Source organism: Hymenobacter sedentarius, assembly GCF_001507645.1.
GTDB lineage: Bacteria > Bacteroidota > Bacteroidia > Cytophagales > Hymenobacteraceae > Hymenobacter > Hymenobacter sedentarius.
Genome location: NZ_CP013909.1, coordinates 3,459,195 through 3,482,797 on the forward strand (window position 1 = coordinate 3,459,195; position 23,603 = coordinate 3,482,797).

At 61.0% G+C, this 23,603-nt stretch carries 20 protein-coding genes; 12 read left to right on the forward strand and 8 right to left on the reverse strand.

The window, feature by feature from the left end:
* Window positions 1-101 precede the first annotated feature (101 nt).
* The 3 genes from AUC43_RS14230 (at window position 102) to AUC43_RS14240 (ending at window position 3,280) form a co-directional block, all read left to right on the forward strand.
* A complete protein-coding gene (locus tag AUC43_RS14230; RefSeq protein WP_068194942.1) occupies window positions 102-518 on the forward strand; it encodes an energy transducer TonB in 417 nt (138 codons plus the stop codon).
* Window positions 519-536: 18 nt separating this feature from the next.
* A complete protein-coding gene (gatB, locus tag AUC43_RS14235; RefSeq protein WP_068194945.1) occupies window positions 537-1,994 on the forward strand; it encodes an Asp-tRNA(Asn)/Glu-tRNA(Gln) amidotransferase subunit GatB in 1,458 nt (485 codons plus the stop codon).
* A 155-nt stretch (window positions 1,995-2,149) separates the two neighbouring features.
* Complete coding sequence (locus tag AUC43_RS14240; RefSeq protein WP_071886108.1) at window positions 2,150-3,280, forward strand: TlpA disulfide reductase family protein; 1,131 nt, start codon at window positions 2,150-2,152, stop codon at window positions 3,278-3,280.
* A 96-nt stretch (window positions 3,281-3,376) separates the two neighbouring features.
* Here AUC43_RS14240 and AUC43_RS14245 read toward each other — a convergent pair whose 3' ends face one another.
* From AUC43_RS14245 to AUC43_RS14260, 4 genes are all read right to left on the reverse strand, one after another.
* Window positions 3,377-4,141 carry a hypothetical protein gene (locus tag AUC43_RS14245; protein ID WP_068194951.1) on the reverse strand — a complete coding sequence of 255 codons (765 nt, stop codon included), beginning with the start codon at window positions 4,139-4,141 and terminating at the stop codon, window positions 3,377-3,379.
* Between the two features lie 51 nt (window positions 4,142-4,192).
* The gene (locus AUC43_RS14250; protein ID WP_068194954.1) at window positions 4,193-4,711 is read right to left on the reverse strand and encodes an acyl-CoA thioesterase; all 519 of its coding nucleotides are present in this window, start codon (window positions 4,709-4,711) and stop codon (window positions 4,193-4,195) included.
* 168 nt (window positions 4,712-4,879) lie between these two features.
* A complete protein-coding gene (locus AUC43_RS14255) occupies window positions 4,880-7,075 on the reverse strand; it encodes a M43 family zinc metalloprotease (protein WP_068194959.1) in 2,196 nt (731 codons plus the stop codon).
* Between the two features lie 204 nt (window positions 7,076-7,279).
* A complete protein-coding gene (locus AUC43_RS14260) occupies window positions 7,280-7,894 on the reverse strand; it encodes a protein-L-isoaspartate(D-aspartate) O-methyltransferase (RefSeq protein ID WP_233254016.1) in 615 nt (204 codons plus the stop codon).
* A 207-nt stretch (window positions 7,895-8,101) separates the two neighbouring features.
* Here AUC43_RS14260 and AUC43_RS14265 point away from each other — a divergent pair, with 207 nt between their 5' ends.
* From AUC43_RS14265 to AUC43_RS14295, 7 genes are all read left to right on the forward strand, one after another.
* A complete protein-coding gene (locus AUC43_RS14265) occupies window positions 8,102-9,523 on the forward strand; it encodes a sugar transferase (protein ID WP_233254017.1) in 1,422 nt (473 codons plus the stop codon).
* Between the two features lie 140 nt (window positions 9,524-9,663).
* Window positions 9,664-10,821, forward strand: coding sequence for a tRNA 2-thiouridine(34) synthase MnmA (mnmA, locus tag AUC43_RS14270; RefSeq protein WP_071885926.1), 1,158 nt, complete (start codon window positions 9,664-9,666; stop codon window positions 10,819-10,821).
* Window positions 10,822-10,850: 29 nt separating this feature from the next.
* Window positions 10,851-11,666, forward strand: coding sequence for a hypothetical protein (locus AUC43_RS14275; protein WP_157781093.1), 816 nt, complete (start codon window positions 10,851-10,853; stop codon window positions 11,664-11,666).
* Window positions 11,667-11,737: 71 nt separating this feature from the next.
* Window positions 11,738-13,405 (forward strand): S8 family serine peptidase, encoded by a 1,668-nt coding sequence (locus tag AUC43_RS14280; protein ID WP_199243451.1) that lies wholly within the window; start codon window positions 11,738-11,740, stop codon window positions 13,403-13,405.
* A gap of 133 nt (window positions 13,406-13,538) precedes the next feature.
* Window positions 13,539-13,862, forward strand: coding sequence for a hypothetical protein (locus AUC43_RS14285; protein WP_068194976.1), 324 nt, complete (start codon window positions 13,539-13,541; stop codon window positions 13,860-13,862).
* 111 nt (window positions 13,863-13,973) lie between these two features.
* Entirely contained in the window at window positions 13,974-14,564 is a 591-nt protein-coding gene (locus AUC43_RS14290) for a riboflavin synthase (RefSeq protein ID WP_068194979.1), read from the forward strand.
* Window positions 14,565-14,627: 63 nt separating this feature from the next.
* The gene (locus AUC43_RS14295) at window positions 14,628-14,828 is read left to right on the forward strand and encodes a hypothetical protein (protein ID WP_068194981.1); all 201 of its coding nucleotides are present in this window, start codon (window positions 14,628-14,630) and stop codon (window positions 14,826-14,828) included.
* Window positions 14,829-14,919: 91 nt separating this feature from the next.
* Here AUC43_RS14295 and AUC43_RS14300 read toward each other — a convergent pair whose 3' ends face one another.
* A complete protein-coding gene (locus AUC43_RS14300) occupies window positions 14,920-15,495 on the reverse strand; it encodes a phosphatase PAP2 family protein (protein WP_068194984.1) in 576 nt (191 codons plus the stop codon).
* On the reverse strand, window positions 15,488-16,405 hold the full coding sequence (gene hemF / locus AUC43_RS14305) for an oxygen-dependent coproporphyrinogen oxidase (RefSeq protein ID WP_068198652.1): 918 nt from the start codon (window positions 16,403-16,405) through the stop codon (window positions 15,488-15,490). The genes AUC43_RS14300 and hemF overlap by 8 nt, the downstream gene beginning before the upstream one ends.
* 150 nt (window positions 16,406-16,555) lie before the next feature.
* On the opposite strand from hemF, the gene AUC43_RS14310 reads away from it, so the two are divergent.
* Entirely contained in the window at window positions 16,556-18,748 is a 2,193-nt protein-coding gene (locus AUC43_RS14310; protein WP_082685104.1) for an alpha-ketoacid dehydrogenase subunit alpha/beta, read from the forward strand.
* Window positions 18,749-18,838: 90 nt separating this feature from the next.
* Here AUC43_RS14310 and tamL read toward each other — a convergent pair whose 3' ends face one another.
* Complete coding sequence (gene tamL / locus AUC43_RS14315) at window positions 18,839-21,535, reverse strand: translocation and assembly module lipoprotein TamL (RefSeq protein WP_157781095.1); 2,697 nt, start codon at window positions 21,533-21,535, stop codon at window positions 18,839-18,841.
* 17 nt (window positions 21,536-21,552) lie between these two features.
* Here tamL and AUC43_RS14320 point away from each other — a divergent pair, with 17 nt between their 5' ends.
* Complete coding sequence (locus tag AUC43_RS14320; RefSeq protein WP_335340883.1) at window positions 21,553-22,284, forward strand: RNA methyltransferase; 732 nt, start codon at window positions 21,553-21,555, stop codon at window positions 22,282-22,284.
* A 155-nt stretch (window positions 22,285-22,439) separates the two neighbouring features.
* On the opposite strand, the gene AUC43_RS14325 is transcribed toward AUC43_RS14320, so the two are convergent.
* Complete coding sequence (locus AUC43_RS14325) at window positions 22,440-23,594, reverse strand: porin family protein (RefSeq protein WP_068194993.1); 1,155 nt, start codon at window positions 23,592-23,594, stop codon at window positions 22,440-22,442.
* Window positions 23,595-23,603: the final 9 nt, after the last annotated feature.

The following is a 23,603-nucleotide window of genomic DNA, read 5'->3' on the forward strand; positions in this document are numbered from 1 at the left end:
TTCGGCTGCTATTGCGTTGGTCTCGTGCTTATTATTTGCTTTTAAAAGCATATGCAAAGGATGTTCAATGCATCCGGCTCAACTCACCATAATTAGCCGCCATGCGCAAAGAGCGCGCGCGGATGATGCAGCGGATGCAGGTGCAGCGGGTGCCATTGAATTTAAAGCGCGAGGTCCTGGTCGAGCTATTGTTGGGGGAGGACGGCCGGGTTGCCAGTGCCAAAGTGGTGCGTTCCAGCGCGCATTTTCTGAATAATGCCGCGCTCCGGTCGGTGGAAAAGCTAAAGCGGCAATTTATGCCGGCCCGGCTCGACGGCGAGGTAGTGGTGTGCCGCTACTTGGTGCCGGTGTCCTACACCATGGCAATGCCGTACCAGCCCACACGTATTCGCCGCCTCCGAACCTTACGTACTACCGACGCTAAAATGCTTGAGGAGCGGGGGTTGGGCCGGGAGCCACGCCATCTAATTCGGCGCGCACACCGCTACCCGTTACCTTTAGGGGCAAATAGCACTTAGTACCCCGCGTTTTTTGATATGGACGAAGCCATTCTTGCCAAATACCAGCCGGTCATCGGCCTCGAAGTACACGCTCAGCTCCTCACGCACAGCAAAATGTACTCGTCTGACGAAAACGAGTACGGCGTGGCGCCCAACACCAACCTCTCGGTGATTACCCTCGGCCACCCCGGCACCTTGCCCAAGGTGAACCGCACGGCCGTGGAGTTTGCCATGAAAATGGGCCTGGCCACCAACTGCCAGATTCGCCGCGACAACCTGTTTGCGCGCAAAAACTACTTTTACCCCGACCTGCCCAAGGGCTACCAGATTACGCAGGACAAGACGCCCATCTGCCATGACGGCCACGTGGACGTGCGCCTGGCCGACGGCACGGTGAAGAAAATCGGCGTCACCCGCATTCATATGGAAGAAGACGCGGGCAAAAGCATGCACCTGGCCGGCGAAACCGAAACCCTCGTGGACCTGAACCGCGCCGGCGTGCCCCTGATTGAGATTGTGAGCGAGCCGGACATCCGCACCGGCGAGGAAGCCTACAACTACCTGCTCGAAATCAAGAAGCTGGTGGAGTACCTGGGCATCTGCGACGGCAACATGGAAGAAGGCTCGCTGCGCTGCGACGCCAACATTTCGGTGATGCGCGTGGGGGCCGACAAGTTCGGTACCAAGGTGGAGGTGAAGAACATGAACTCCTTCCGCAACGTGCAGCGCGCCATTGCCTACGAAGTGGAGCGGCAGATTGCCCTGATTGAAGCCGGCGAAGAAATCGACAGCGAAACTCGCGGCTTCGACGCCGCCAGCGGCACCACCAGCGGCCAGCGCAGCAAAGAAACCCTCAACGACTACCGCTACTTTCCCGAGCCGGACTTGCCACCGCTGGTGATTTCCGATGAGTGGCTGCACCGCGTGGCCGCCGAGCTGCCGGCCCTGCCGCAGCAGCTCTACACGCGCTTTACGGGCGAGCTGGGCCTGAACGACTACGACGCCTCGGTGCTGGTCGACCAGAAGGAAGTGGCCTTGTTTTTTGATGAGCTTTCGCGCCTCACGCCCAACGCCAAGGCCGCGGCCAACTGGGTGATGGGCCCGGTGAAATCCTACCTCAACGAGCGCGCCCTCACCATGGCCGACTTCCCGCTCGACCCTGCTCAACTCGCGGGCATTATTGAGCTGATTGACGCCGGCAAGCTCAACTACTCAGTCGCATCCAAGCAGCTCTTCCCGCATTTGCTCGAACACCCAACGGCCAACGCGACCGGTGCGGCCGAAAGCCTGGGCTTGCTCACGCAGGCCGACAACGGCGAGCTGGCCACGCTGGTGCAGCAAGTGCTGGCCGCCAACCCGGCCAAAGTGGACGAGTACCGGGCGGGCAAAAAGTCGCTCACTGGCATGTTTATGGGCGAGCTGATGAAGCTGACCGGTGGCAAGGCCGACCCCAAACTGGCCAACCAGCTGCTGCGCACGGCGCTCGATGGATAATTTATTTTTCTAATATTCGTTAGGGCTTTACCGTGTGTTTACTACACGCCGGAGAGTTCAGCTTTGGGGGTGAAAATGCCTCGGAACAAACCTATTAACGCCTTGCGTTGGCTATTTTTACGCACATACTCACGCGGATGCTACACCCTACCACTATGATGAAATCTGTTTTCGTGGCCGCCACCGTGCTCGGCTTGGCCAATGGCTGTCAAAACGCGGTGGCCTCCGATGGCTATGAGGTAAGCGGCCAGCTCAAGAATGCGCCGGCTGGTACGGTCATCCATCTATCCGAGCTGGTAGCCAACCAGTTTGTGGAGAAAGGCCAGGCCAAAACGGATGCCTCGGGTAAATACACTTTCAAGGGTACCAGCGCCACGCCCAGCGTGTTCCAGCTCAAGGTAGACGACGCCAACCAGGTGCTGCTCATGCTCGATAACAAGTCGCATGTGCAGCTCAACGGCGATGCCAAAAGCCTGGCTGCTACCTATACCGTGAAGGGCAGCAAAGACAGCGAAGTGCTGCAGCAGCTCATCCAGGTAATGCAGGGCACCAAGTCGGAACTCGAAGGCCTTGGCCAGCGCTACAACGCGGCCGGCCAGGCTGGCAAAGCCGATGAGATGAAGGCCATCGAGAAGCAGTACTACGTGATTCAGGGAAGCAACAACGCTAAGATTAAAAGCGTGATTCGGCACAACGCCACGGCCGTGGTGGGCGGCTTTGCGGTGGGCGCATTCCTCAATCCCGACGAGGAGTTCCAGTTTGCCGACTCCATTGCCACCATTCAGCGCAAAGTCAACCCCAATTCGCCCTTCACCAAGGACCTGACGGCTCGTCTCGAACCCATGCGGGCTACGGCCTCGGGCGCCCTGGCGCCGGAAATCAACCTGCCCAAGCCCGATGGCGGCACGCTGGCCCTGAGCAGCCTGCGCGGCAAATACGTGTTGCTCGATTTCTGGGCGAGCTGGTGCGGCCCCTGCCGCCAGGAAAATCCCAATGTGGTGAAAGCTTATAATCAGTTCAAGGACAAAGGCTTTACCATCTATTCCGTGTCGTTGGACCAGGACAAAGGCAAGTGGCAGAAAGCCATCGAGTCCGATGGCCTGACTTGGAACCATGTGTCGGACCTGGCGGGCTGGAACAGCGTGGGCGGCGCGGCCTACGGCGTGAAGTCCATTCCGCAGTCTTTCCTGATTGACCCCCAAGGCAAGATTATCGCTAAGAACCTGCGTGGGGAAGCCCTCGCCGCCAAACTGGCCGAGGTGCTCAACAAGCCAATTGTGAAATAATCGGTCTTTCTTTAAAACGTAAAGGCTCCGTCTGGATTCAGACGGGGCCTTTACGTTTTAAGGAGTTTATGCCGCGGCGGTGCGAGCTTACGCGAATTAGCCTGCGTTGCCAAACATGCGCTGCAGGCCGGGCCAGAGTCGTTTTTTCAAGCTCACATCGTATTCCACTAGGTCGACAGTAGCGGAGGCCATATAGGAGAGGTTGAGGCTGGGGAACAGCACGGGCTCGTAAATCTGGGTGTTGCGAATGGTGCTGTCAAGGAGGTTTTTGCCGAAGGCGATGATGTGCGTAGCCGCCAGCTCGCGGCGCAGGTTTACCAGCGCCACCGGCAGGTCGGACTCCACATTTACCAGAACCACATCGGCCATCACGAAGCCGAGGGCCTGCAGCATCTTGTTCAAGAAAACGTTGCGATGCAGCTTCACAAACTGCTCCTGCGGCAGCCGAAACAGCAACACCACGCCCTGCGCATTGTCGCCCAGGGTGGTGAAGCGGGTAAGTATTACGGGCGGCACGGCGGGGGCAACCGCTGGCACGGGAGCCTGAGCTATAGGTGACACTGGGTTGCGCGCCGCTACGGGAGCAGGTGCCCGTTGCGCTGGCTCAACTGCGGGTTCGGGCGCCAGAATGGGTGGCGTAATCCCCGCCGCTAAGCGCTCCAGGCCGGCGGAGGGCTGACTGTAAGACTTGGATGGCAGCACCACTTCACGTACCGGCTTTGCAGGCGCGGGCGCAGGCTGCTGCACCGGCTTTGCTTCAGCCACCGGCGGCGCCTCCGCTGCGGGGGCGGCCTCTACGGGTATGTAGAGCGTTACGTCTGTGTAGAAGTTTTGCAGAAAGGCCAGCTTTTCAGCAGACATGGCAGCGAAAATAAGTGAGCGATGAAGGTATCAAAAAAGCGTGAAATTGAGCTATTCCAGTGCAAATAGGGCCTTAAGTTCTTCGGCTTCAGCGGGCTTCATGCGGCCGGCGAGCACGAGGCGGAGCTGGCGCCGCCGCAGGGCACCGTCGTAGAGGTGGATTTCCTCCTGGGTGGTGGGCACGGCTTCGGGCACGTCGATGGGCCGGCCGGCCTGGTCCACGGCCACGAAGGTGAAAAAGGCTTCATTGGTCTTGAGCTTGGTGCCGCTGGGAATGTCTTCGGCCCAGACATCGATGTGGACTTCCATGCTGGAATTGAAAGCGCGCGTGACCTGGGCTTGCAGCGTGACCACGTTGCCGAGCCGGATGCTGTCGCGAAACGACACGTTGTCGACCGACGCCGTGACCACAATGCGGTTGGAATGCTTCTGGGCGGAGATGGCGGCCGCAATGTCCATGAGGTGCATCATGCGGCCTCCCATCAGGTTGTTCAGGGTGTTGGTGTCGTTGGGGAGCACCAACTCGGTCATGATGACGAACGAGTCGGCGACGGGTTTTTGCTTGCGCATCAGCGAATGGGAAGGGTCAAAAACTAGAATGCTGCTCCGGAATAAGCTCCCGAGTGCAGGGACGCAAAGGTACGGCCCGGCCCTGAGCGAAATCCCCCGGCAACAAAAAGCCCCGGCTGGTGGCCGGAGCTTTCTTGGTTTTGCAGGGAAATGGAGCCAATTGCTCGGCTAGTTCACCGTCAGCTTGCTGGTGTAGGTTTCGCCGTTGAGCGAAATGCGCACCACGTACACGCCGGCCCGGAGCGCGCGCCCGGCCGTTTGCAGCGGCAGGGATTGCTGGCCCGCGCCGTACATTTTGGTGGGCAGATTCAGCACGTTGCGGCCCAACACGTCGGTTAGGCTGAGCCCCACTTGAGTGGTGCCGGTCAGGTTGAGATGAACGGCGGTTTCGTTGGTGAGCGGGTTGGGGTACACGCTAATGCCGTGGTTGGCCAGGGCGTCGGCTTTGGTAGCCAGCGGGGCCGACACGCGCAGATTGTCCAGGTAGAAGCTGTTGCCCTGGGTGGTGCTGTTCACCATTTGCAGGCGCACTTTAAACAAGCCGCTGCCCTGGAATTGAGCTGGAATGGGCACCACCAATTGCTGCCATTCGCTGCTGGAGGCGGGCACGTAGCCATCAATAGGAGTGAGGCCCTGGGTGGTGAGCTGCGTCACGTCAAGCACGGTGGGGCTCGACCAGTTCACGCCGCAGTCGTTGCTGAACGAGATGCGCAGTTGGTCGTTGGCGCCAGCCGAACGGAGGGCAAATGCGCGGGAGAAGCTCAATACCGCCGTGTTGGACACTGCCGACAAGTTGATATTGGGCGTGATGAGCGTAGTAACTGCCCCGGCAGGGTAGCTGCGGTTGTTTACCACGAGGTAGGCCGAGCCGTCGGCGGCGGGCAAAGCGGCCTGCCACGCCCAGCGGAAATTGGCAGCGGTACCCGAACTGGTGGCGCCCGTCACGGTGTAGTTGCGCAGCGTTGGGGCATTGAACAGGTTGGGGAAGTTGGAGTTTTCGAACGACTCCGCAAAGGGAGCCGTTTCGCCACCCGAGGGGCCTTCCACCCGGATGTAGTCCGTCACGGTGCTGCTGCTGGTGCCGATGCTGTTGCTCACCGTTTCGGTCACGGGGTAATAGCCAGCGGTGGGGTAGCTTACCGTCACGTTCTGGCCGGTAGCGGTGGAAGGGTTGCCGCCGGGAAACGACCAGGTATAGGTGAGCGTGCCGCCGGTTGAGCTGAAATTGGAGGAGTAGTCGCGCAGGCTCACGGGGGTGTTTACACACACGTTGGTGCTGGCCCCGGGTACCGCGGCAAACGCCGCGATGGGAGCGCAGTCGGGGGCAGCGTAGCCATCGTTGGTGCCGGTAGCCACGAGGTTGGCCGGGGTAGTCAGGCCGGTGCGAATGGTGTTAAGCACGTCCCGCATCCGGGCTTTCTGCCCCTGGGTAAACATGGTGGGGCAGGTGGCATAGTCCATGAAATTCTGCACGTTGGCCACATCGCCGCAGGGCGCATAGTTGAGGTTGCAGGAGAAAGTGCCGTTGGTGGGCGGGGTGTCAGCCACAAAGTCGGTGTCGCTGCAATAGCCGGGCACTTCGGGGTTGTTGTTGCCGCCCCAGGGGTGCAGCAGGCCGAAGTAGTGGCCAATTTCGTGAGTTGCCGTGCGGCTCAGGGCGCGCGTGGGGTTGCTGGTGCCTTGGTTGCCAAACCAGTCGCCGCGCACCACAAAGCCGTCGCGCGTGGCCGTCGAGTTCTGGGGCAGGTTGGAATAGCCCAGGATAATGCCACCCCCGGCGGTGGGCGTGCCGATGCTGCCTACCACCCAAATGTTGAGGTAGCGGTTGCGGTCCCAGACCGATACGGCCTGCACCGCACCGCTATAGTCGTCGTTGGTGAGGTTGGGGGCGTAGTGCCGGGTGATGCCGGTGGTGCAATTGCCGTTGGGGTCTTTCTTGGCCAGCCGAAACTGGAAGCCCAGCGAAGCAGCTATCGGCCGGAACTGGGCCAGGGTATTGGCCGTGTCGGAGTTCTGCTTCTGGTAGTCGAGGTTGAGCTGCTCGATGGCGCTGTAAATCTGCCGGTCGCTGATGTTGTCGGCGCCACCGGAGTGAATAACGTGCACCACCACCGGGATGGTCACGTCGGCCGAGCTAGTGCCGGCGGTGCTGCGCTGAACTATCTGCTCCCTGGCCTCAAGCTTTCGATAGAGGGCCTTTTGGGCCTCGGCGGCATCCGGGTGCTGGGAAAAGTAGCGCTCCTGTTCTGCCACGGCGCCGCACCAGTTGCGGCCACGCTCATCGGCCATGCTTTGGGCAGTGGCACCTAGGCTCGCCAGGGCCATGGCCGCCGTGAGCAGCGAGGGTAAAATTCTTTTCAGCATGGAATAATAAAGTGAGGAAGCAGAGAGAAGCCAGGCTAACCTGGGCCAATACCGGAAAATTTGAAACAAGGACGTCAAATTTACTATGAAAAGTGCCGGGATTCAACCCTTAAAGTGGTAAGGTTCAGCCCAACAAATCTTTTCTTGCACGTCCAACGCACGGCTGGCTTTCGCAGTTCAATCCGGTTGCTTTGCAGGCCCGGTTTACTTGATTTGCCACCCGCTGGCGCCGCGCAGCGGCACAAAACGGAACTCTTCGAAGTCCTCGCGCACGAAGGTTTCGGGGCCTTCGCGGGTCACGCGCACCATGCGCTGGGTGTGGTTGCCGCCCACCGGAATCACGAGCCGGCCGCCCACGCGCAGCTGCCGCAGCAGGGCCGGAGGGAGCCCCGGCGCCCCGGCCGTGACTAAGATGGCATCGAACGGCGCCCGCTCCGGCAGCCCCACCGAGCCATCGCCGCAGTGCAGCCCCGCCCCATTGGCCCCCAGCAAGGCCAGCCGCTGGCGGGTGCGGGCAAACAGGATTTCGTTGAACTCGATGCTGTCGAGGTGGGGCGTGAGGCGGAGCAGCACGGCGCACTGGTAGCCCGAGCCGGTGCCCACTTCCAGCACGCGGTCGGTGGGCTGCACGCCCAGCAGCTGGGTTTGATAGGCCACGGTGTAGGGCTGCGAAATGGTTTGGCCCTCGCCGATGGGAAACGCTTTGTCCTGGTAGGCGTGCGCTTCGAAAGCGGGCTCGAAAAACAAATGGCGCGGCACCGCGGCCAGCGCCGCCAGCACCCGCTCGTCGTGAATGCCGCGCTGGCGCAGCTCGCGCACCAGCCCGCGCCGCAGTCCTTGGTGGCGGTATGTGTCCTTAAGCGGTGAAATAGCGGATATTTATTTTAGAATAAGAAGATAGGCCTATGCCACCGAATTTTACTGGAGGGCCAATGCAAGCTCAGCCCAACAACTTCCGGCAAGCCCTACCTTTGGCCCGGGCCTGACCCTTCGACAGGCCGCGAAAATACTACCTAGCACGCCGTTTTGCAGCTAATCCGCCGCTTCCAATACATCAAGCTCATCGCCGCCGACTTTGGGGCGGCTCTGGTGGCATGGATGTGTTTTTACCTCGTGCGCAAATATTTGCTCAACGAGCTCACCGGCTACCGATTCACCGAAGGCGTGCTCTTCGACCTCACCGGCTCGGCGATGTTCATCGCCGTGTTCTGGACCGTGCTCTACAGCCTCGTGGGCGAGTACCGGGATATCTACCGCAAGTCGCGCCTGGCCGAAATCTTGCGGTTGGCGCAGGTATCGGCGCTGGGGGCGGTGGTTATTTTCTTCACCCTGCTGCTCGACGACCAGGGCGTGGTGAACTACCGGGCCTACTACAAAACCTTCACGGCCTACTACCTGCTACACTTTTTTATCACGGGCTTCCTGCGCACCTGGGCCGTGACCAGCGTGCAGCGCCAGATACGCAACGGTCGCATCTTCTTCCCTACGCTGCTGGTGGGGTCTAATGTGCTGGCGCTGCACACGTTCCACGAGCTGGCCCGCACCAGCCGGCACCTGGGCTTGCGCATCGTGGGATTCGCGCCCGTGGGCGATACAATCGACCCGCGCCTGGCGGCCGAGCTGCCCACGCGCGGCTCCTACCGGCGCCTGCGCGCATTGGTCCGGGCCCTCAAAATTGAGCAGGTCGTCATCGCCATCGAGCCCAGCGAACACCGCCAGATTGAGGACATTCTGGCCCTGCTCGAAGGCACCCCGGCCCGGGTCAGCATCCTGCCTGACCTCTACCAGATGCTGCTGGGCTCGGTGAAAGTGCACCACTTGTTTGGCACCCCGCTGATTGAAATCAAGCAGGACCTGCTGCCGGTGTGGCAGCAAGTGCTGAAGCGGACCATCGATATCCTGGGCTCGGCGCTGTTTATGCTGCTGGCCTGCTGGGTGTATGCGTTCACGGCCCTCATGGTGAAGCTCTCGTCGCCGGGCCCGGTGTTTTACCGCCAAGACCGGATTGGGATAAACGGCCACCCGTTCCGCATCATTAAGTTTCGCTCCATGTTTGTGGATGCCGAGAAGCTGGGCCCGTCGTTGAGCTCCGACAACGACCCCCGCATCACCAAATGGGGCCGCTTTATGCGCAAGGTGCGCCTCGACGAGCTGCCGCAGTTCTGGAACGTGCTCAAGGGCGACATGAGCATCGTGGGGCCGCGCCCCGAGCGCCAGTTCTTCATCGACCAGATAGTCAAAATCGCCCCGCATTACCGCCACCTGCACCGCGTGCGCCCGGGCCTAACTTCGCTGGGGCAGGTGAAATACGGCTACGCCGAAACCGTGGAGCAAATGGTAGAACGCCTCAAATTCGACATTCTCTATATCGAAAACATGAGTTTGGCGATGGATTTCCGGGTAGTGCTCTACACCCTGAAAATCATCCTGGAAGGCCGGGGAAAATAGATAATTATGAGTGTTGAGTTATAAATTGTGAGTTAACACACTGCCAACTCACAATTCATAACTCAACACTCATAATTTCAAGAAGTACCTTTGCGGTTGCCAGCCGGAACCATTCAAGTCCCGGGTGAATTGCACCACCTATGAATACCGAAATAAAAGGACGGGTACTAGTCGCGATGAGCGGCGGAATTGACTCCAGTGTGGCCGCTGTGCTGCTGCACGAGCAAGGCTACGAAGTGGTCGGCATGACCATGAAAACCTGGGATTACGCCAGCGCCGGCGGGTCCAAAAAAGAAACCGGTTGCTGCTCGCTCGACAGCATCAACGATGCCCGCGACATTGCCGTGCAGCTCGGCTTTCCGCACTACATCATCGACATTCGGGATGAGTTCGGCGACTTCGTCATCGATAATTTCACCGACGAATACCTCGCTGGCCGCACGCCCAACCCCTGTGTGCTTTGCAATACCCACATCAAGTGGGATGCGCTGTTGCGCCGCGCCGACCAATTGGGCTGCCAATTCATTGCCACCGGCCACTACGCCAACATCCGCAAGGACGCCGATACCGGCCGTTTTGTGGTGAGCAAAGGACTGGACGAAAACAAGGACCAAAGCTATGCGCTCTGGGGCGTGAGCCAGGAGAGCCTGAGCCGCACGCTGTTCCCGCTGGGTGGCATGCGCAAAACCGAAATCTATGACGAAGCCCGCAGGCGCGGCTTCAACGAGCTGGTGAACAAGCCCGAGAGCTACGAAATCTGCTTTATCCCGGACAACGACTACCGGGGCTTCCTGCGCCGGCGCGTGCCGGGCCTGGAAGCCCGCGTGGCCGGCGGCAACTTCGTGACCAAAAACGGCCGCGTCATTGGCAAGCACGAAGGCTACCCATTCTACACCATTGGGCAGCGCAAGGGCCTGGGCGTGGCGTTGGGCTACCCCGCGTTCGTGCTCGAAATCCGCCCCGATACCAACGAAGTGGTGCTGGGCAACTACGAGGAGCTGGCCAGCACGGCCACCGTGGTAGGCAAGCTCAACATGGGCAAGCTGGCCTCGCTCGAGGGCCGCGGCCTAGTGCCGGCTGTGGTAAAAGTGCGCTACAACCACGACGGCGCCCCGGCGTTTCTGGAAGAAGTAGACGGCAAAATCCGGGTGTATTTCGAAGAGCCGGTGCACGCCATCACCCCCGGCCAGGCCGCCGTATTCTACGACGGCAACGACGTGCTGGGCGGCGGCTGGATTGAGCGCCACGTAATCGGCGAATTCCCCCTACCTTTTGCTGCTGTAGAGGCTAGTGTTTAAGTCTCTCCATTGCTTCTTAACCCGGATATATGCCTCGGATTTTATCGACTCTGAATTGGAATGCAGCGGCTTGCCGCGTTGGGCTGGCTGGTGTGGCCGTGGCCGTTGCCATGGGCTGCGCCAGCTGTAGCACCACCACCGAGCCCGCCCCCGAAACCGGCGTCGATTATTACCCCGTAGCCGTGGGCAACTTCTGGATTTACTCAGTAGTGGATACAACTTGGAGCACCGCCTCTGGGCAGGGCTCGCAGCTGGTAGCCAGCGTGCCCACGCGCACCGTGTACCAGTTCCGGGAGAAAGTCACCGAAACCTTCACCGATGCGGCCGGCAAAACGGCCTACCGCCTGGTGCGTTCCAAGCTGGGGCCGGTGGGCACCACGTTTCAGGACGACAGCGTATTTGTGCTGAGCGCCACGCCCCAGTCCGTTGTTCTGAACCGTAACAACGCCCGCACGCTGGAGCTAATTTTCCCGGTACGGGAAGGAAGGCTGTGGAATTTGAACGGCTACAATAACAATAGCAACGACACCATTACGGCCGAAACGCGGCGGTACAGCCTGGTGGGCAAGCCGTTTACCACGGCCGCTACCGCCGGCACCCCAGCCAAAACCTACGCCGCAACGCTCACAACTACCAACACCGGCACAGCCGCCGAGAACAGCCTGGTGAAGCGCACCGGCTACCAGCAGGTTTTTGCCAAAGGAGTGGGGCCAGTGTTTCGGCATCGGTTTTCGTTTCTGCCCTATACCTACGTGGGTTCGGGGGGCAACCAGGTGTACCCTGCCGGGTCATATTCCGTGGGCTTCTCGCGCACCGAGACGCTTATCGATTACGGCCCGCGCTAGGCGGGCTGCTTTTTTTTCTTTTGGTAATACGGTCTATAATGGTGCCCACAACTATTGGTAAATGGCTGGCTTTGACTCTGGTAGCCGGCGCGCTGCAGGTACTGGCGACAGCGCCAGTCGCGGCGCAAGGTACCGTACGGCGCCATTTGATTTACTTCCGGGATAAGGCGGGCACTCCGTTCACCGTTGGCAAGCCCGAGCAGTTTCTTTCGGCCCGCTCGCTCGCGCGGCGCAGCCGGCAGGGTATTGCCATCCTGCCCCGCGACCTGCCCGTTAGCCCAACGTACGTGAGCCAAGTGCGGGGCGTGGCCGGCAGCCCGCAAGTGCTGTACACCTCGCGCTGGTTCAATGCCGCCGTGGTTTCCTGCGATTCCGTCACGCTGGGCCGCATCAAGGCCTTGCCCGCCGTGCGCAGTGCCGCCACGCTCAACCGCAGCTTCCAGCCCGTGGCTCCTACGCCGCCCCCCGGGCAGATAGCTGCGAATGCTGCCAACAACCCGCCGACCAAACGTGCCCAATACGGCCTGGCGTATCGCCAAAATGAGCAGATTGGGGCCTTGGCCATGCACGAAGCCGGGTATCGTGGCGAGGGCATGCAGATTGCCGTGTTCGATGCCGGCTTCCCGGGCGTGGACCAGATTGCGGCATTGCAGCCGCTGTATAAGGAAAAGCGCCTGGCCAGCACCCGCAACTTCGTGGATGGCGGCACCAGCGTATACCAGCGCAGCAGCCACGGCACCAGCTGCTTATCAACCATCGCAGGCAACCAAGCCGGGTTTTACATTGGCAGCGCCCCCAAAGCCACCTTCCACCTCTGCATCACGGAGGACGTCAACTCGGAGCACCCCATCGAAGAAGCCAATTGGCTGGCCGCCGCCGAATACGCCGATTCGGCGGGCGTCGACATCATCAGCTCTTCCCTGGGCTACACTACTTTCGACGCGCCCTCGAAATCGTACACCTATGCCGACATGAACGGCCGCACCGCCATTAGCTCGCGGGCCGCTACTATGGCGGCCCGGGTGGGCATCCTGGTGGTGAATGCGGCTGGCAACGAAGGCGACGACCCGTGGCACTACGTGTCGGCGCCCGCCGATGCAGACTCCATTGTGTCGGTAGGAGCCGTCGATTCGTTGGGCAACCACGCCAACTTCAGCTCTTATGGCCCCACGGCCGATGGCCGCATCAAGCCCACGCTCTCGGCCATGGGACGGGCGTCGGCCGTGCTGGCTCCCAATGGCGCGGCTTTCCGGGGCAACGGCACTTCCTATGCCTGCCCCATTCTGGCCGGCATGGTGGCGGGCTTCTGGCAAGCCAACCCCACGCTCACGGCCCAACAGGTAATCACGGTATTGCGCAGCACCGCCTCGCAGGCCGCCGCGCCGGATAATGTGCTGGGCTACGGCATTCCCAATTTCGTGAAGGCCTACAACGCCCAGCATACCAGCGCCCCGCTCGACGCCAACGGCCAGTTGCCCGGCGATGGCGACGCGCTGACGCTGTTTCCAAACCCCACCGGCGACGGCCCTCTGATGCTGTTCCTGCCCGCGCCGCTGCGCGGCCAGCCCCTGCTGGTGCGGGTGGTAGACGCGCGCGGCGCCCTGGTGGCTGAGCAGCAACTGGCGGCGGTGTCGGGCCGCCGCACGCAGCTCCAGTTGGGCCGTTTGGCCAAGGGCGTTTACATCTGCGAAGTAAGCGCGGGCACTACCCGGCGCTCGGTGAAATTTGTGCAGCTATAAGGGCATATAGGCGCATAAAAAAAGGCGCTGAAAAGTGCCTTTTTTTATGCGCCTACTGTCATATATCAGCTTGTTTTAGAGGCCGGTATTTCGTAATTTTAAACCGTAAATTAACCCCATTTTCTTGCAGGATATGTTGCAAATGATGATTTCCAAGCGCATTGGGCGCCGCCAGTTTCACTTCACCGTTCAAGGCAATAATTTCCACGAAACCGTAGCTGAATACGACCGGCTTAGCTTCCCCGATGTGCCCAACTGTGGCCTCTGCGGCTCCGATAATCTGGACCTGACCAGCCGCGTGGCGATGGACAAATTCAAGTACACCTCGGTGCGGTGCATGGACTGCCGCGCCGACTTAACCTTTGGCAAAACCCAGAAGGACGACCAGACGGTGTTTTTGCGCCGCCGCGAAGGCGGTGAGCTCGACTGGAAAGCCCTGGAAAAGGCCGACCGCTAATCAATCGCCGAGCTTTCTGGTTACTCAACACGAACGGCACCCTGGCTTCGGGGTGCCGTTCTTTGTGTAAGAAACCGTGGCAGCTGCCACCCACGTCTAAAACTGCAATACATGTTTACTGGAATTATTGAAGCCCTGGGCACCATTGTCGCCGTTGATACCCAGGGCAGTAACCGCCATTTTACCGTGGCCTCGCCCTTTGCCGCCGAACTGAAAATCGACCAGAGCGTGGCCCACGACGGCGTGTGCCTCACCGTGGTGGCGGTGGATGCAGCGGCCGGCACCCATGTGGTCACGGCCATCGACGAAACCATGCGCGTAACCAACCTGAGCCAGTGGCAGCCCGGGCGCCACGTAAACCTGGAGCGCTGCCTGGCCGCCAATGGCCGCTTCGACGGCCACATTGTGCAGGGCCACGTCGATGCCACCGCTACCTGCCTGAGCGTGACCGACCAGCAGGGGTCGTGGCTGTTTCGCTTCAGGCACGCGCCCGGCCCGGGCCGCCTCACCGTCGAGAAAGGCTCCATCTGCGTAAATGGCACCAGCCTGACCTGCTTCGAAAGCACCGATGATGGCTTCACCGTCGCCATCATTCCCTATACCTACGAGCACACTAGCTTTCAGCAGCTGCAGCCGGGTGAAACCGTGAACCTGGAATTCGACATTGTGGGCAAATACGTGGCAAAGCTGTTGGGTAAATAGCCCGAAAACCTGAGCCGCATCCCTGCGTAGAAAGTATATCCTTCCACGTAACCAGATTTCAGCATGTCCAAGCGTGAATTAATTGAGCCCAACGAAGGCGATAAGCGGTACATTCGGCGCGATGAAGACGGCCAGATTGACCATTCCGTCGACCTAAACCGTTCGTTGTCGCAAGACGATAAGCACAACTCCAAAAAGACCAGCAAACCCGGCCAGGGCGATAAAGGCGACGGCCACACGGGAAACCGGAAAGCTCCGAAGTAAAATCAGCTCAACAAGCTGTAAAAAAGGCCTCACGGAATTTATCCGTGAGGCCTTTTTCTATTGGTTTTGGAAATGATAAGGGCGGCTTAGCTCAAGTTGAAGATTTCAACGTGTGCGACCATTTTTGGTACGCGGTGGCTGCCGCCCAGCCCAACAGGCCACCTACGGCGGCGCCCCCCAGCACATCGGTAGGGTAGTGAGCGCCGAGGTACATGCGGCTGTAGGAGAGCAGGCCCGCCCACAAAAACACCGCCAGCTTGGCGCCCCGGAAACGGCCGGCCGGCAGCACAATGGCCAGAAAAACGGCCAGGGCCATGGAGTTGGCCGCGTGCGAGGATAGAAACCCAAACTGGCCTCCGCAACCGTCGGGCAGGTGCAGCAGGGGCGCCAGGTTAGCGTCGTGGCAGGGGCGGGGGCGCGCAAAAAACGGCTTAAACAAGCGGCTGGTGATGCTATCGGCTAGGGTAACGGCCAGAATCAGCAGCGGCAGAAGCAGAATGGCCGGGCGCCGGAACAGGTAAATCAGCCCAATTATGAGCAGGCCATAAACCGGAAACCAGGTGTACCGGTCCGAGGCCGTTACCATCAGCGCGTCCAGCGCCGGGGTGTGGGCCCGGTTGATGGCCAGGAGCAGCTCAACGTCGAGCGAGCGCAGGTACTCAAGCATGGGCCAGCCAGTCTACGCCCTTGCGCAGCCAGGCCAGCGTAGTGGCTTCCGGCGAGCCGGGGGCGGGCAAGGGGGGATTGTAAGCCCAACCCGTGCGCGGCGGCAAGCTCATCAGAATGGATTCGGTGCGGCCGCCGGTTTCAAGGCCGAAGCGGGTGCCCCGGTCGAAGGCCAGGTTGAACTCGGCGTAGCGGGCGCGGCGCAGCGTCTGCCAGTTTTCTTCGCGCTCGGTGAAGGGGAGGGCGTGGTTTTGGGCCATGAGCTCCGTGTAGAAGGGGCCGAATAGTTCGGCCACGTCCTGCACAAAACTGAACAGCTCCTCGGCCGAGCCGTCCTGGCCCACGGTCAGGCGGTCGAAAAAGATGCCGCCGACGCCGCGGGTTTCCTGGCGATGGGGCAGAAAGAAATAGTCGTCGGCCCAGCGGGTGAACTTCGGGTAGTAGGCCGGGTTGTGGCGGTCGCATACCGCGCACAGCCGCTGGTGGAAGCGGCGGGCCTGGGCTTCGTCCACGTAAATCGGCGTCAGGTCGATGCCGCCCCCAAACCAGGCCTCGCCATTGCCGGCCTCAAAATAGCGCACGTTCATGTGGATGATGGGCACGCGGGGGCTGCGCGGGTGCAGCACCACACTTACGCCGGTGGCATAGAAAGAGGGGTCGGGCATGTGCAGCTGCCGGGCAGCGGCTTCGCTCATCTGGCCCCACACGGCCGAGAACCCCACGCCACCCTTTTCAAGGATGCGGCCATTTTCCAGCACTTTGGAGCGGCCCCCGCCCCCGCCTTCGCGCTGCCAGGCATCGGTGAGAAAATGGGCGGGGCCGCCATCGGCGGCTTCGAGCTGCTGGCACAGACGAAGCTGAAAATCAGCGAGCCAGACTTCTATTTCGGGGCGGATGGTAGGGGAGGATATTGCAGGCACTATATACTAACCGCCGGGGGCGCTAAAGATTTTGCGGAAACAATGCCCCCGCAAGGGCCGAAGCTGCGGGTGGGCGTTGGCCCGGCAAAGATACGGGCGCGGGAGGGGCGTACTTTTGTGCTCCAAATTCCCACGCCGCTAATGTCTGAATACGCCGTTTCTGATACTGCCACCCCGGCCTCTACCCGCGTAACGGCCGCTGCTGCTGCGGCCGCCGCCGCTTTTGCCGCGCCTGCCAGCGGCGCGCCCGCTCCGGTCCTGGATAATGAACTCCTCAAGCGCGCTTACCGCCTGATGCACACGGCCGCCGCCATGGCCACGCTGTATGAAGAGGAAAAGGCAGTGGCCTCGCGCTACGTGCACGCCACCGCCCGCGGCCACGAAGCCGTGCAGCTGGCCGCCGCGTTTCTGCTCCTGGAAACGGACTACGCCGCTCCCTACTACCGGGACGATGCGATGCTGCTGGGCCTGGGCCTGCGGCCCTACGAGCTGATGCTGCAGCTGCTGGCCAAAGCCGACGACCCCTTCAGCGGCGGGCGCACTTATTATTCCCATCCCTCGCTGCGGCGGGCGGGCATTCCGGTTATTCCGCACCAAAGCTCGGCCACGGGCATGCAGGCCATTCCGGCCACGGGCATGGCGCACGCCATTCATTACTTCGAGAAGCAGGGCATCCGCATTGAGGTTCCGCAGGGGCTGAACAACCCAGGCGTGGAGGCCAGCCCGTTGGTGCTTTGCTCCATTGGCGATGGGGCCATGACGGAAGGCGAAGTTTCGGAAGCGCTGCAGATGGCGGTGCTGCACCAGCTGCCCATCGTGTACCTGGTGCAGGACAACGACTGGGGCATCTCGGCCACGGGCCGCGAAATGCGCGCCATGAATGCCTTTGAATTTGCGGCGGGCTTCCCGGGCTTGCACCGCCTGCAGGTAGATGGGGCCGATTTTGGGTCTTCCTACCAAGGGCTGGCTGAGGCTTTTGCCCACGTGCGGAGCCGCCGGGGGCCGGTGTTGGTGCATGCCAAATGCCCGCTGTTGGGCCATCACACCAGCGGGGTACGCCGCGAATGGTACCGCAACGACCTGGCCGCGCACCAGGAGCAGGACCCCTTGCCGCGCTTGCACGCACGCCTGCTCCAGGCTGGCTTTTTCGAAGCCGACCTAACGGCTTTGGCCACCGATGCCCAGGCCACTGTGCGCGCCGACTGGCAGGCGGCGGTAGCGGCTCCCAACCCGGACCCGGCCACGTTTGCCGACCATGAGTTTGCGCCCGCGGCCGTCACCGCCGAAGCCGGTGAGCGCAGCCCCGCCGGCGCCGAAAAAGCCCTGATGGTGGATGCCGCCCTGCACGCCGTCGACGACATTCTGCGGGAGTTTCCCGAGGCGCTGTTTTATGGCCAGGACGTGGGCGGTGAGCTGGGCGGGGTATTCCGCGAAGCGGCCCTGCTGGCCAAAAAATACGGCGATGCCCGGGTGTTCAACACGCCCATTCAGGAGGCCTACATTGTGGGCAGCACGGCCGGCATGGCGGCCGTGGGTGCTCGGCCCATTGTCGAAATTCAGTTTGCCGATTACATCTGGCCTGCGCTGAATCAACTGGTGGAGGAACTGTCCAAATCCTGCTACCTGACCATGGGCAAGTTCCCGGTTTCGGCCCTGATTCGGGTGCCGATTGGGGCCTATGGCGGCGGCGGGCCCTACCACTCGGGCTCCATCGAAAGCACCTTGCTCACCATTCGGGGCATTAAGGTGGTGTACCCCAGCAATGCGGCCGATATGAAAGGCCTGATGCGGGCCGCCTTTCTCGACCCCAACCCGGTGGTGATGCTCGAACACAAGGGTCTGTACTGGAGCAAAGTGCCCGGCACGGAAGACGCCAAAACCATGGAGCCGGCGACCGGTTATGTCATCCCGCTGGGGAAAGCAGCCGTGTCCCAGGCCGCCGACCCGGACAAGCTGCGCCAAGGCGACACCGCCTTGGTAGTTACCTATGGCATGGGCGTGCATTGGGCCAAAGCCGCTAGCCGCGACTTCCCCGGGCAGGTCGAAATTCTGGATTTGCGCACCCTAAACCCCATCGATTTTGAAGCCGTGAATGAGGCCACCCGCCGGCATGGAAAGGTGCTGGTGCTCACCGAAGAGCCCCTGCTGAACAGCTTTGCCGAAAGCCTGGCTGGCCGCATTCAGCGCCAGTGCTTCCAGGAGCTGGACGCCCCTGTATTCATCCTGGGAGCCGCCAACCTGCCGGCCATTGCGCTAAATGTGGAGCTGGAGCGGCAAATGCTACCGAGCGCAGCGAAAGTAGCCGCGACGCTGGGCGAGCTGCTGGCATATTGAGCTGAGCCATAAAGCTGGAAAAGCGAGAAAGGGTACATGATGCGAAACGCGTCATGTACCCTTTCTCGCTTTTATTCAGACCTTTTTGCGTTAGAATGGGTAGCCAATGCCTAGGTTAAAGGCAATGGGGTTGGCACTGGAATCGAAATTGCGCAGGGCCCACCTATCGGCGCCGGGGGCGGTGGGGTCGTAAATCTTGGTGGCAATATCCAGCCGCAGGATGAGGAAGGTAAAGTCAAAACGAATACCCATGCCGGAGCCCACGGCAATCTGCTTGTAAAAGGTATTGAGCTGAAATTGGGCACCCGGGCGGAGGTATTCGCCTTGCTTGCCTTTGCGCTCCTGCAGGCCCCACACGTTGCCAAAGTCGGTAAAAAAAGCCCCTTTGATAAAGCCATAGATTGGGAACCGGTATTCGGCGCTGCCTTCGAGCAGCAATTCGCCGGGTTGTTCGGTCAGGAAGTCGCGCACCACGCTGCCGTCTTTGGTGATGCGGGTGGGGCTGTAGCCACCGGGGCCCAATTTCCGGGGCTGCCAGGCCCGCAGGCTGGTGGAGCCGCCCGCAAAGTAGGATTTGTCGTAGGGAATGATGTATTGCGGGTCATTGCCGGGTACATCGGGGTCGTCGGTGCGGGTGAGGGCGTGCACCACGCCGCCGTTGAGGCGCCACACGAAGAACGTGTTGGGAGTGAGGTGATGGTAGCGGCGGTAGTCGGCACTGAAGCGGGCAAAGTCATACACGTTAAGCCCCGTGTTGCTCAATAGCTTCTCCTTATACAGCCCCCGGGTGAGTCCCCCAACTTCCACAAAGAGGCGCAGATACTTGGCGTCGCGTGTTTCGTTAAAGTCGTTGGAATTATAAAGCGAGGTGAAGCTCATGCTGGGCTCTATTTGCTTGCTGAAAGAGCGGTACAGGGAAGAGCCGGTGGAGTCGCGTAGCTGAAGTAGCCGGGCTTTGAATAAATCGTCTTGTCTTATCGTGTTGACCAGGGTGATGACGATGGGCGAGAACACATACTGGTGAAACAGAGAGCGTTGCCAGATGTAGTCGAAGGCAAACTCGAAGTTAGAACGCGTGTATTCGGGGCGTTGCACAAACGTTTCGGAAAGCGAAAGCCGCGTTTTGGGGTTGTAACGGGTAAAAAATTTGTTTGTATTAAAAGGGACTAAAAACTGGGGCAACACGAGCGCGGCGGTGGCGCCCAACTGCCGGGTATATACCGACTGCGGAGAATCTTTGCCATCGGAGTCGGCCACGCGGGTGAGCTGGCCTTCGAGGCCGGCGCGCACGCCCAGCTCCAGCACCTCCGCCCCACCGAAAGGGTTTCGGGTTTTGAGGCGCAGGTTCACAAATGGGCCTGCTAAGGCAGCGATAAAAGTGCCGCCTACTTCGCTGGTTTCGGCGAATTTGGGCGCGGGCGACGCATTGATAACTGCTACCAACTCGCCGGTCGGCGGGTGCACACCGGCGCTGTCGGCCGAGGGTGGGTCGGCCACTTTGCGGTAGTTCACGGTATTGAAGCGGAACATGTCCAGGTCGGCCAGGAGGCGCTGCGTTTGCAGGGTGCGGTCGAGGCTGAACCGCTGGCCGGGGCGCACCATCACCTTGCGGGCCAGCAGCCGGGTGCTGTACTTCTGCTCGTAGGCGGCGAAGTGCACCGAATCCGTCACGACGGTATCGGTGCGCACGCCGAGGTTGGGGCGGCGACTCTGGCCGGCCAGCGTGCCAGAGCGGCGCAGGGTATCGCCGGTGGCGGCGCGCAGGGTGCGGCCCACGCCGGCATCGGTCACAAACCGCACCTGCCGCACCGAATACACGCGGTGACCCTGGCCCGGGGCCGGGTTGGCAATGAGCGTGCGCAGCCGCACCGTAAGGGGCTCGTAGCTGGTATCGGCCTCGAGGGTGATGTACTGCTGGCGGAAATCGTAGTAGCCCGCGTTTTTGAGCAGAGTTTCGAGGCGCAGGCGCTCGGCGCTAATCTGCTCCTCGTTGTATCGCTCGTTGTCGTGGAGCAGGGACTTGGCCTGACCGTTGCGCACCACCTGGGCCACGCCCGAGTCGGGAATGCTGGGCGGCTGAAGGCGGTAGCGGAAAGGCTGGTTCTCGGTGATGTTGTAGGTGACCGTGACGCGACGGTAGCGCTTGGCAGCATCCAGGGTGTCGGGTTTGCCCGGAAAGATGGAACCCACGGCCTTCAGGGCTTGCATCACGAGGCCGCGGTGGTAGCGGGCGGTGTCGGTGGCCGTCACGCGCGCCCGGAAAAAGCCCTGGGTGCGCAGGTAGGTCGTCATTTGCTCTACCGACTTGCGCGTGAGCGCGGAGTCGTACACTGCCGGGGACTCGCCCAGGCGCATGATGGCGTTGCCCTTGTCGAGGGCCAGCTGCTTGCGCTTAATCTTGCGCTCGCGCTGGGCCAGCAGCTTCCCCAGCTTGGCCGAATCGGTGCCGGCGGCTTGCAGCTGGGCATCGTAGCTTTTCTGGATTTCGAGCATCTTGCTTTTGATGCGCGCCGAGTCGTAGAACCGGTGGCCCAACTGATAAATCCCCAGCTTGGGGAGTGGGAAGCGGGTGTTGGGATTTTGCTGGACCAGGGCCGCCAGCCGTTCTTTGTCGGCCTGTTCCACTCCCTTGAGCTCCACGCGGCTGAGCAGGCGCTGGCCCGGCCGCAGCAAATTGAACGGCGAGCACGACGCCAACATCCATAGCCCCAGCACGGGCGCCATGCTCCAACTCAGCCAGCGCCATGGCCGTAGCTTCGACGAATTATTAGATAACAATGGTTTCAAAAGCACTTGGCAAATACGTGCAATCGCTGCACCAAAAAAAATACCGGCAACGCCACGGCGCCTTCCTGGTAGAAGGCGGCAAGAGCGTGTTGGAGCTGCTAAGTTCCGACCTGGAAACCGAACACGTGCTCGTCACGGCCGAGTTTGCCTCGACCCACCACAAGCACCTTCCCGATGGGCTGCCGTTGGCCATTGCCACCGAGTACGAACTGACGCAGCTTGGCACCCTGGCCACCAATACCACTGCGCTGGCCGTGGCCCGGCTGCCCGCCGAAAAACCTTTGCCTCCAACGCTACCCGAAGCGGGTTTGTTGTTGGCCCTCGACGAAGTGCGCGACCCCGGCAACCTGGGCACCCTGCTGCGCCTGGCCGACTGGTACGGGCTGCCCGGCGTGGTGCTCAGCCCCGGCTGCGCCGACCCGTATTCGCCCAAAACCGTGGCCGCCACCATGGGCGCATTTGCGCGGGTGCAGGTTTGGGAGCGCGACCTGGCCGAGTGGCTGCCCACGCTGCCGGTTGGTATGGGCATCTTCGGCGCCGATTTGGAAGGCGACAACGTGCACCACCTCAAGCTGCGCCCCGCCGGGGTGCTAGTGATGGGCAGCGAATCGCACGGCCTCACGCCCTCGGTCGAAGCCTGCCTCACGCGCCGGCTGCACATACCGCGCGGTGCGAAGGGCGGCGCCGAAAGCCTAAACGTTGCCATCTCAGCCGCCATTCTGCTGGATAATTTCTTTCGTAATCAATAGCTAAGCCGGGAATGAAAAATTGAGCTGGATTTTTTAGCTCAATTAGTAAACCGGATGGCTTACTTGGTTAAACCCGATTTCAGCAAGCCTCCCAATAAAAGCAAAAGCCCCGGCTCGCGTTGAGCCGGGGCTTTTGCTTTAGAATTAGCTAGCGCTTAGTTGCCAAACAGGCGGATGCCAAAGCTCAGTACCTGGGTGTCGGGGCCGGCGTTGGTTTTGAACAGCTGGTTCATGTTGTACTTGGCGAAGAACTCTATGTCGCCGTAGCCAATGGTGCCTTGCAGACCATACAAGAAGTTTTCCATGTTGTAGCTGCCGTCTTCCTTATCTTTGTACACGGTGCCTTCGTTGGTGTACTTCAGCTTGGTCCAAGACTTGATGCGGTAGCCCATGAAGCCGCCCGCGCCGATGGTGAAGGTTTCCTTGTAATGCGAGTCGCGGAGCTGGAGGCGCAGCATCAGCGGCAGGTTGATGGAGGACGTCGCCAGCTTGGTTTTCTGGAGCTGGCGGCTGTCGGCTTCGTGCACCACGTCGGTGCGGCCGTTGGCGCTCACCCACTTGTTGTTGCCGCTGAGCATGAAGTTGTTGAAAGCGAACTGGGGGCCCACGGTGATGCTCACGGGGCTGTGCTTGCCGCCGAGGCGGGTGTCCCAGTCCCAGCCGAGGTTCACGTAGCGGGAGCCTTCGGTGCGCAGGTCCACGGCTTCGGGCTGGCCCGTAGGGCTGAGGTACTGCTTCTGGTTGACGAAGGCGTTTAGGCCCAGGTCGAAGATGAGGTTGCTCGAGGTGTGCTTGCGCTCGATGTTTTTGAGACGGGTAGAGTCGCGGTGGGCCTGGCGTTCCTCTTTCGACTTGCCATCCGACGCGGTATTGTAGGACTTCGAGCCGTCCTTATCGGTCGTCACCACCACGCCGAAGGTCTTGTTGAGCAGCACGTCGACCCGGTTGTTGCTGGGCGTTTTTTTGCGGGTTGTGATGCGGATTTGCTCGGGCAGGTTTTTGCCGGGCTGGTCTTTGTCGGGGTAAAACTGCATGGTCACCTGGTCGGTGCTGGCGTTTTTAGCCGCCAGCTCGGCCTGCGCAATGTAGCCGGCCAGGCGCCACGTCAGCGAGTCGAGGTGATAGTTTTTCATCTGGCGCAGCTGGGCGGCGTCGCGCACCACCAGCGTAAGAGTGGCCTGATTGGGCAGGCGCACCACAATGGTATCCTTCATCAGGGTGTTGGGGCCCAGGCTGCTGGCGCGGGCAGCATTCAGCCCGCCCAGCAGCATGAGCAGCAGCAGAGAAAAGGAGAGGAAAGAGCGTTGCATGGTTTCTGG

Bases quoted from the DNA above. Each gene is read 5' to 3' on its own strand.
- AUC43_RS14310 (WP_082685104.1), top strand. From the start codon at position 16,556: ATGTCTGAATACGCCGTTTCTGATACTGCCACCCCGGCCTCTACCCGC.
- AUC43_RS14240 (WP_071886108.1), top strand. From the start codon at position 2,150: ATGATGAAATCTGTTTTCGTGGCCGCCACCGTGCTCGGCTTGGCCAAT.
- gatB (WP_068194945.1), top strand. From the start codon at position 537: ATGGACGAAGCCATTCTTGCCAAATACCAGCCGGTCATCGGCCTCGAA.
- AUC43_RS14255 (WP_068194959.1), bottom strand. From the start codon at position 7,075: ATGCTGAAAAGAATTTTACCCTCGCTGCTCACGGCGGCCATGGCCCTG.
- AUC43_RS14230 (WP_068194942.1), top strand. From the start codon at position 102: ATGCGCAAAGAGCGCGCGCGGATGATGCAGCGGATGCAGGTGCAGCGG.
- AUC43_RS14275 (WP_157781093.1), top strand. From the start codon at position 10,851: ATGCCTCGGATTTTATCGACTCTGAATTGGAATGCAGCGGCTTGCCGC.
- AUC43_RS14285 (WP_068194976.1), top strand. From the start codon at position 13,539: ATGTTGCAAATGATGATTTCCAAGCGCATTGGGCGCCGCCAGTTTCAC.
- AUC43_RS14250 (WP_068194954.1), bottom strand. From the start codon at position 4,711: ATGCGCAAGCAAAAACCCGTCGCCGACTCGTTCGTCATCATGACCGAG.
- AUC43_RS14290 (WP_068194979.1), top strand. From the start codon at position 13,974: ATGTTTACTGGAATTATTGAAGCCCTGGGCACCATTGTCGCCGTTGAT.
- AUC43_RS14245 (WP_068194951.1), bottom strand. From the start codon at position 4,141: ATGTCTGCTGAAAAGCTGGCCTTTCTGCAAAACTTCTACACAGACGTA.
- AUC43_RS14295 (WP_068194981.1), top strand. From the start codon at position 14,628: ATGTCCAAGCGTGAATTAATTGAGCCCAACGAAGGCGATAAGCGGTAC.
- mnmA (WP_071885926.1), top strand. From the start codon at position 9,664: ATGAATACCGAAATAAAAGGACGGGTACTAGTCGCGATGAGCGGCGGA.
- AUC43_RS14300 (WP_068194984.1), bottom strand. From the start codon at position 15,495: ATGCTTGAGTACCTGCGCTCGCTCGACGTTGAGCTGCTCCTGGCCATC.
- AUC43_RS14325 (WP_068194993.1), bottom strand. From the start codon at position 23,594: ATGCAACGCTCTTTCCTCTCCTTTTCTCTGCTGCTGCTCATGCTGCTG.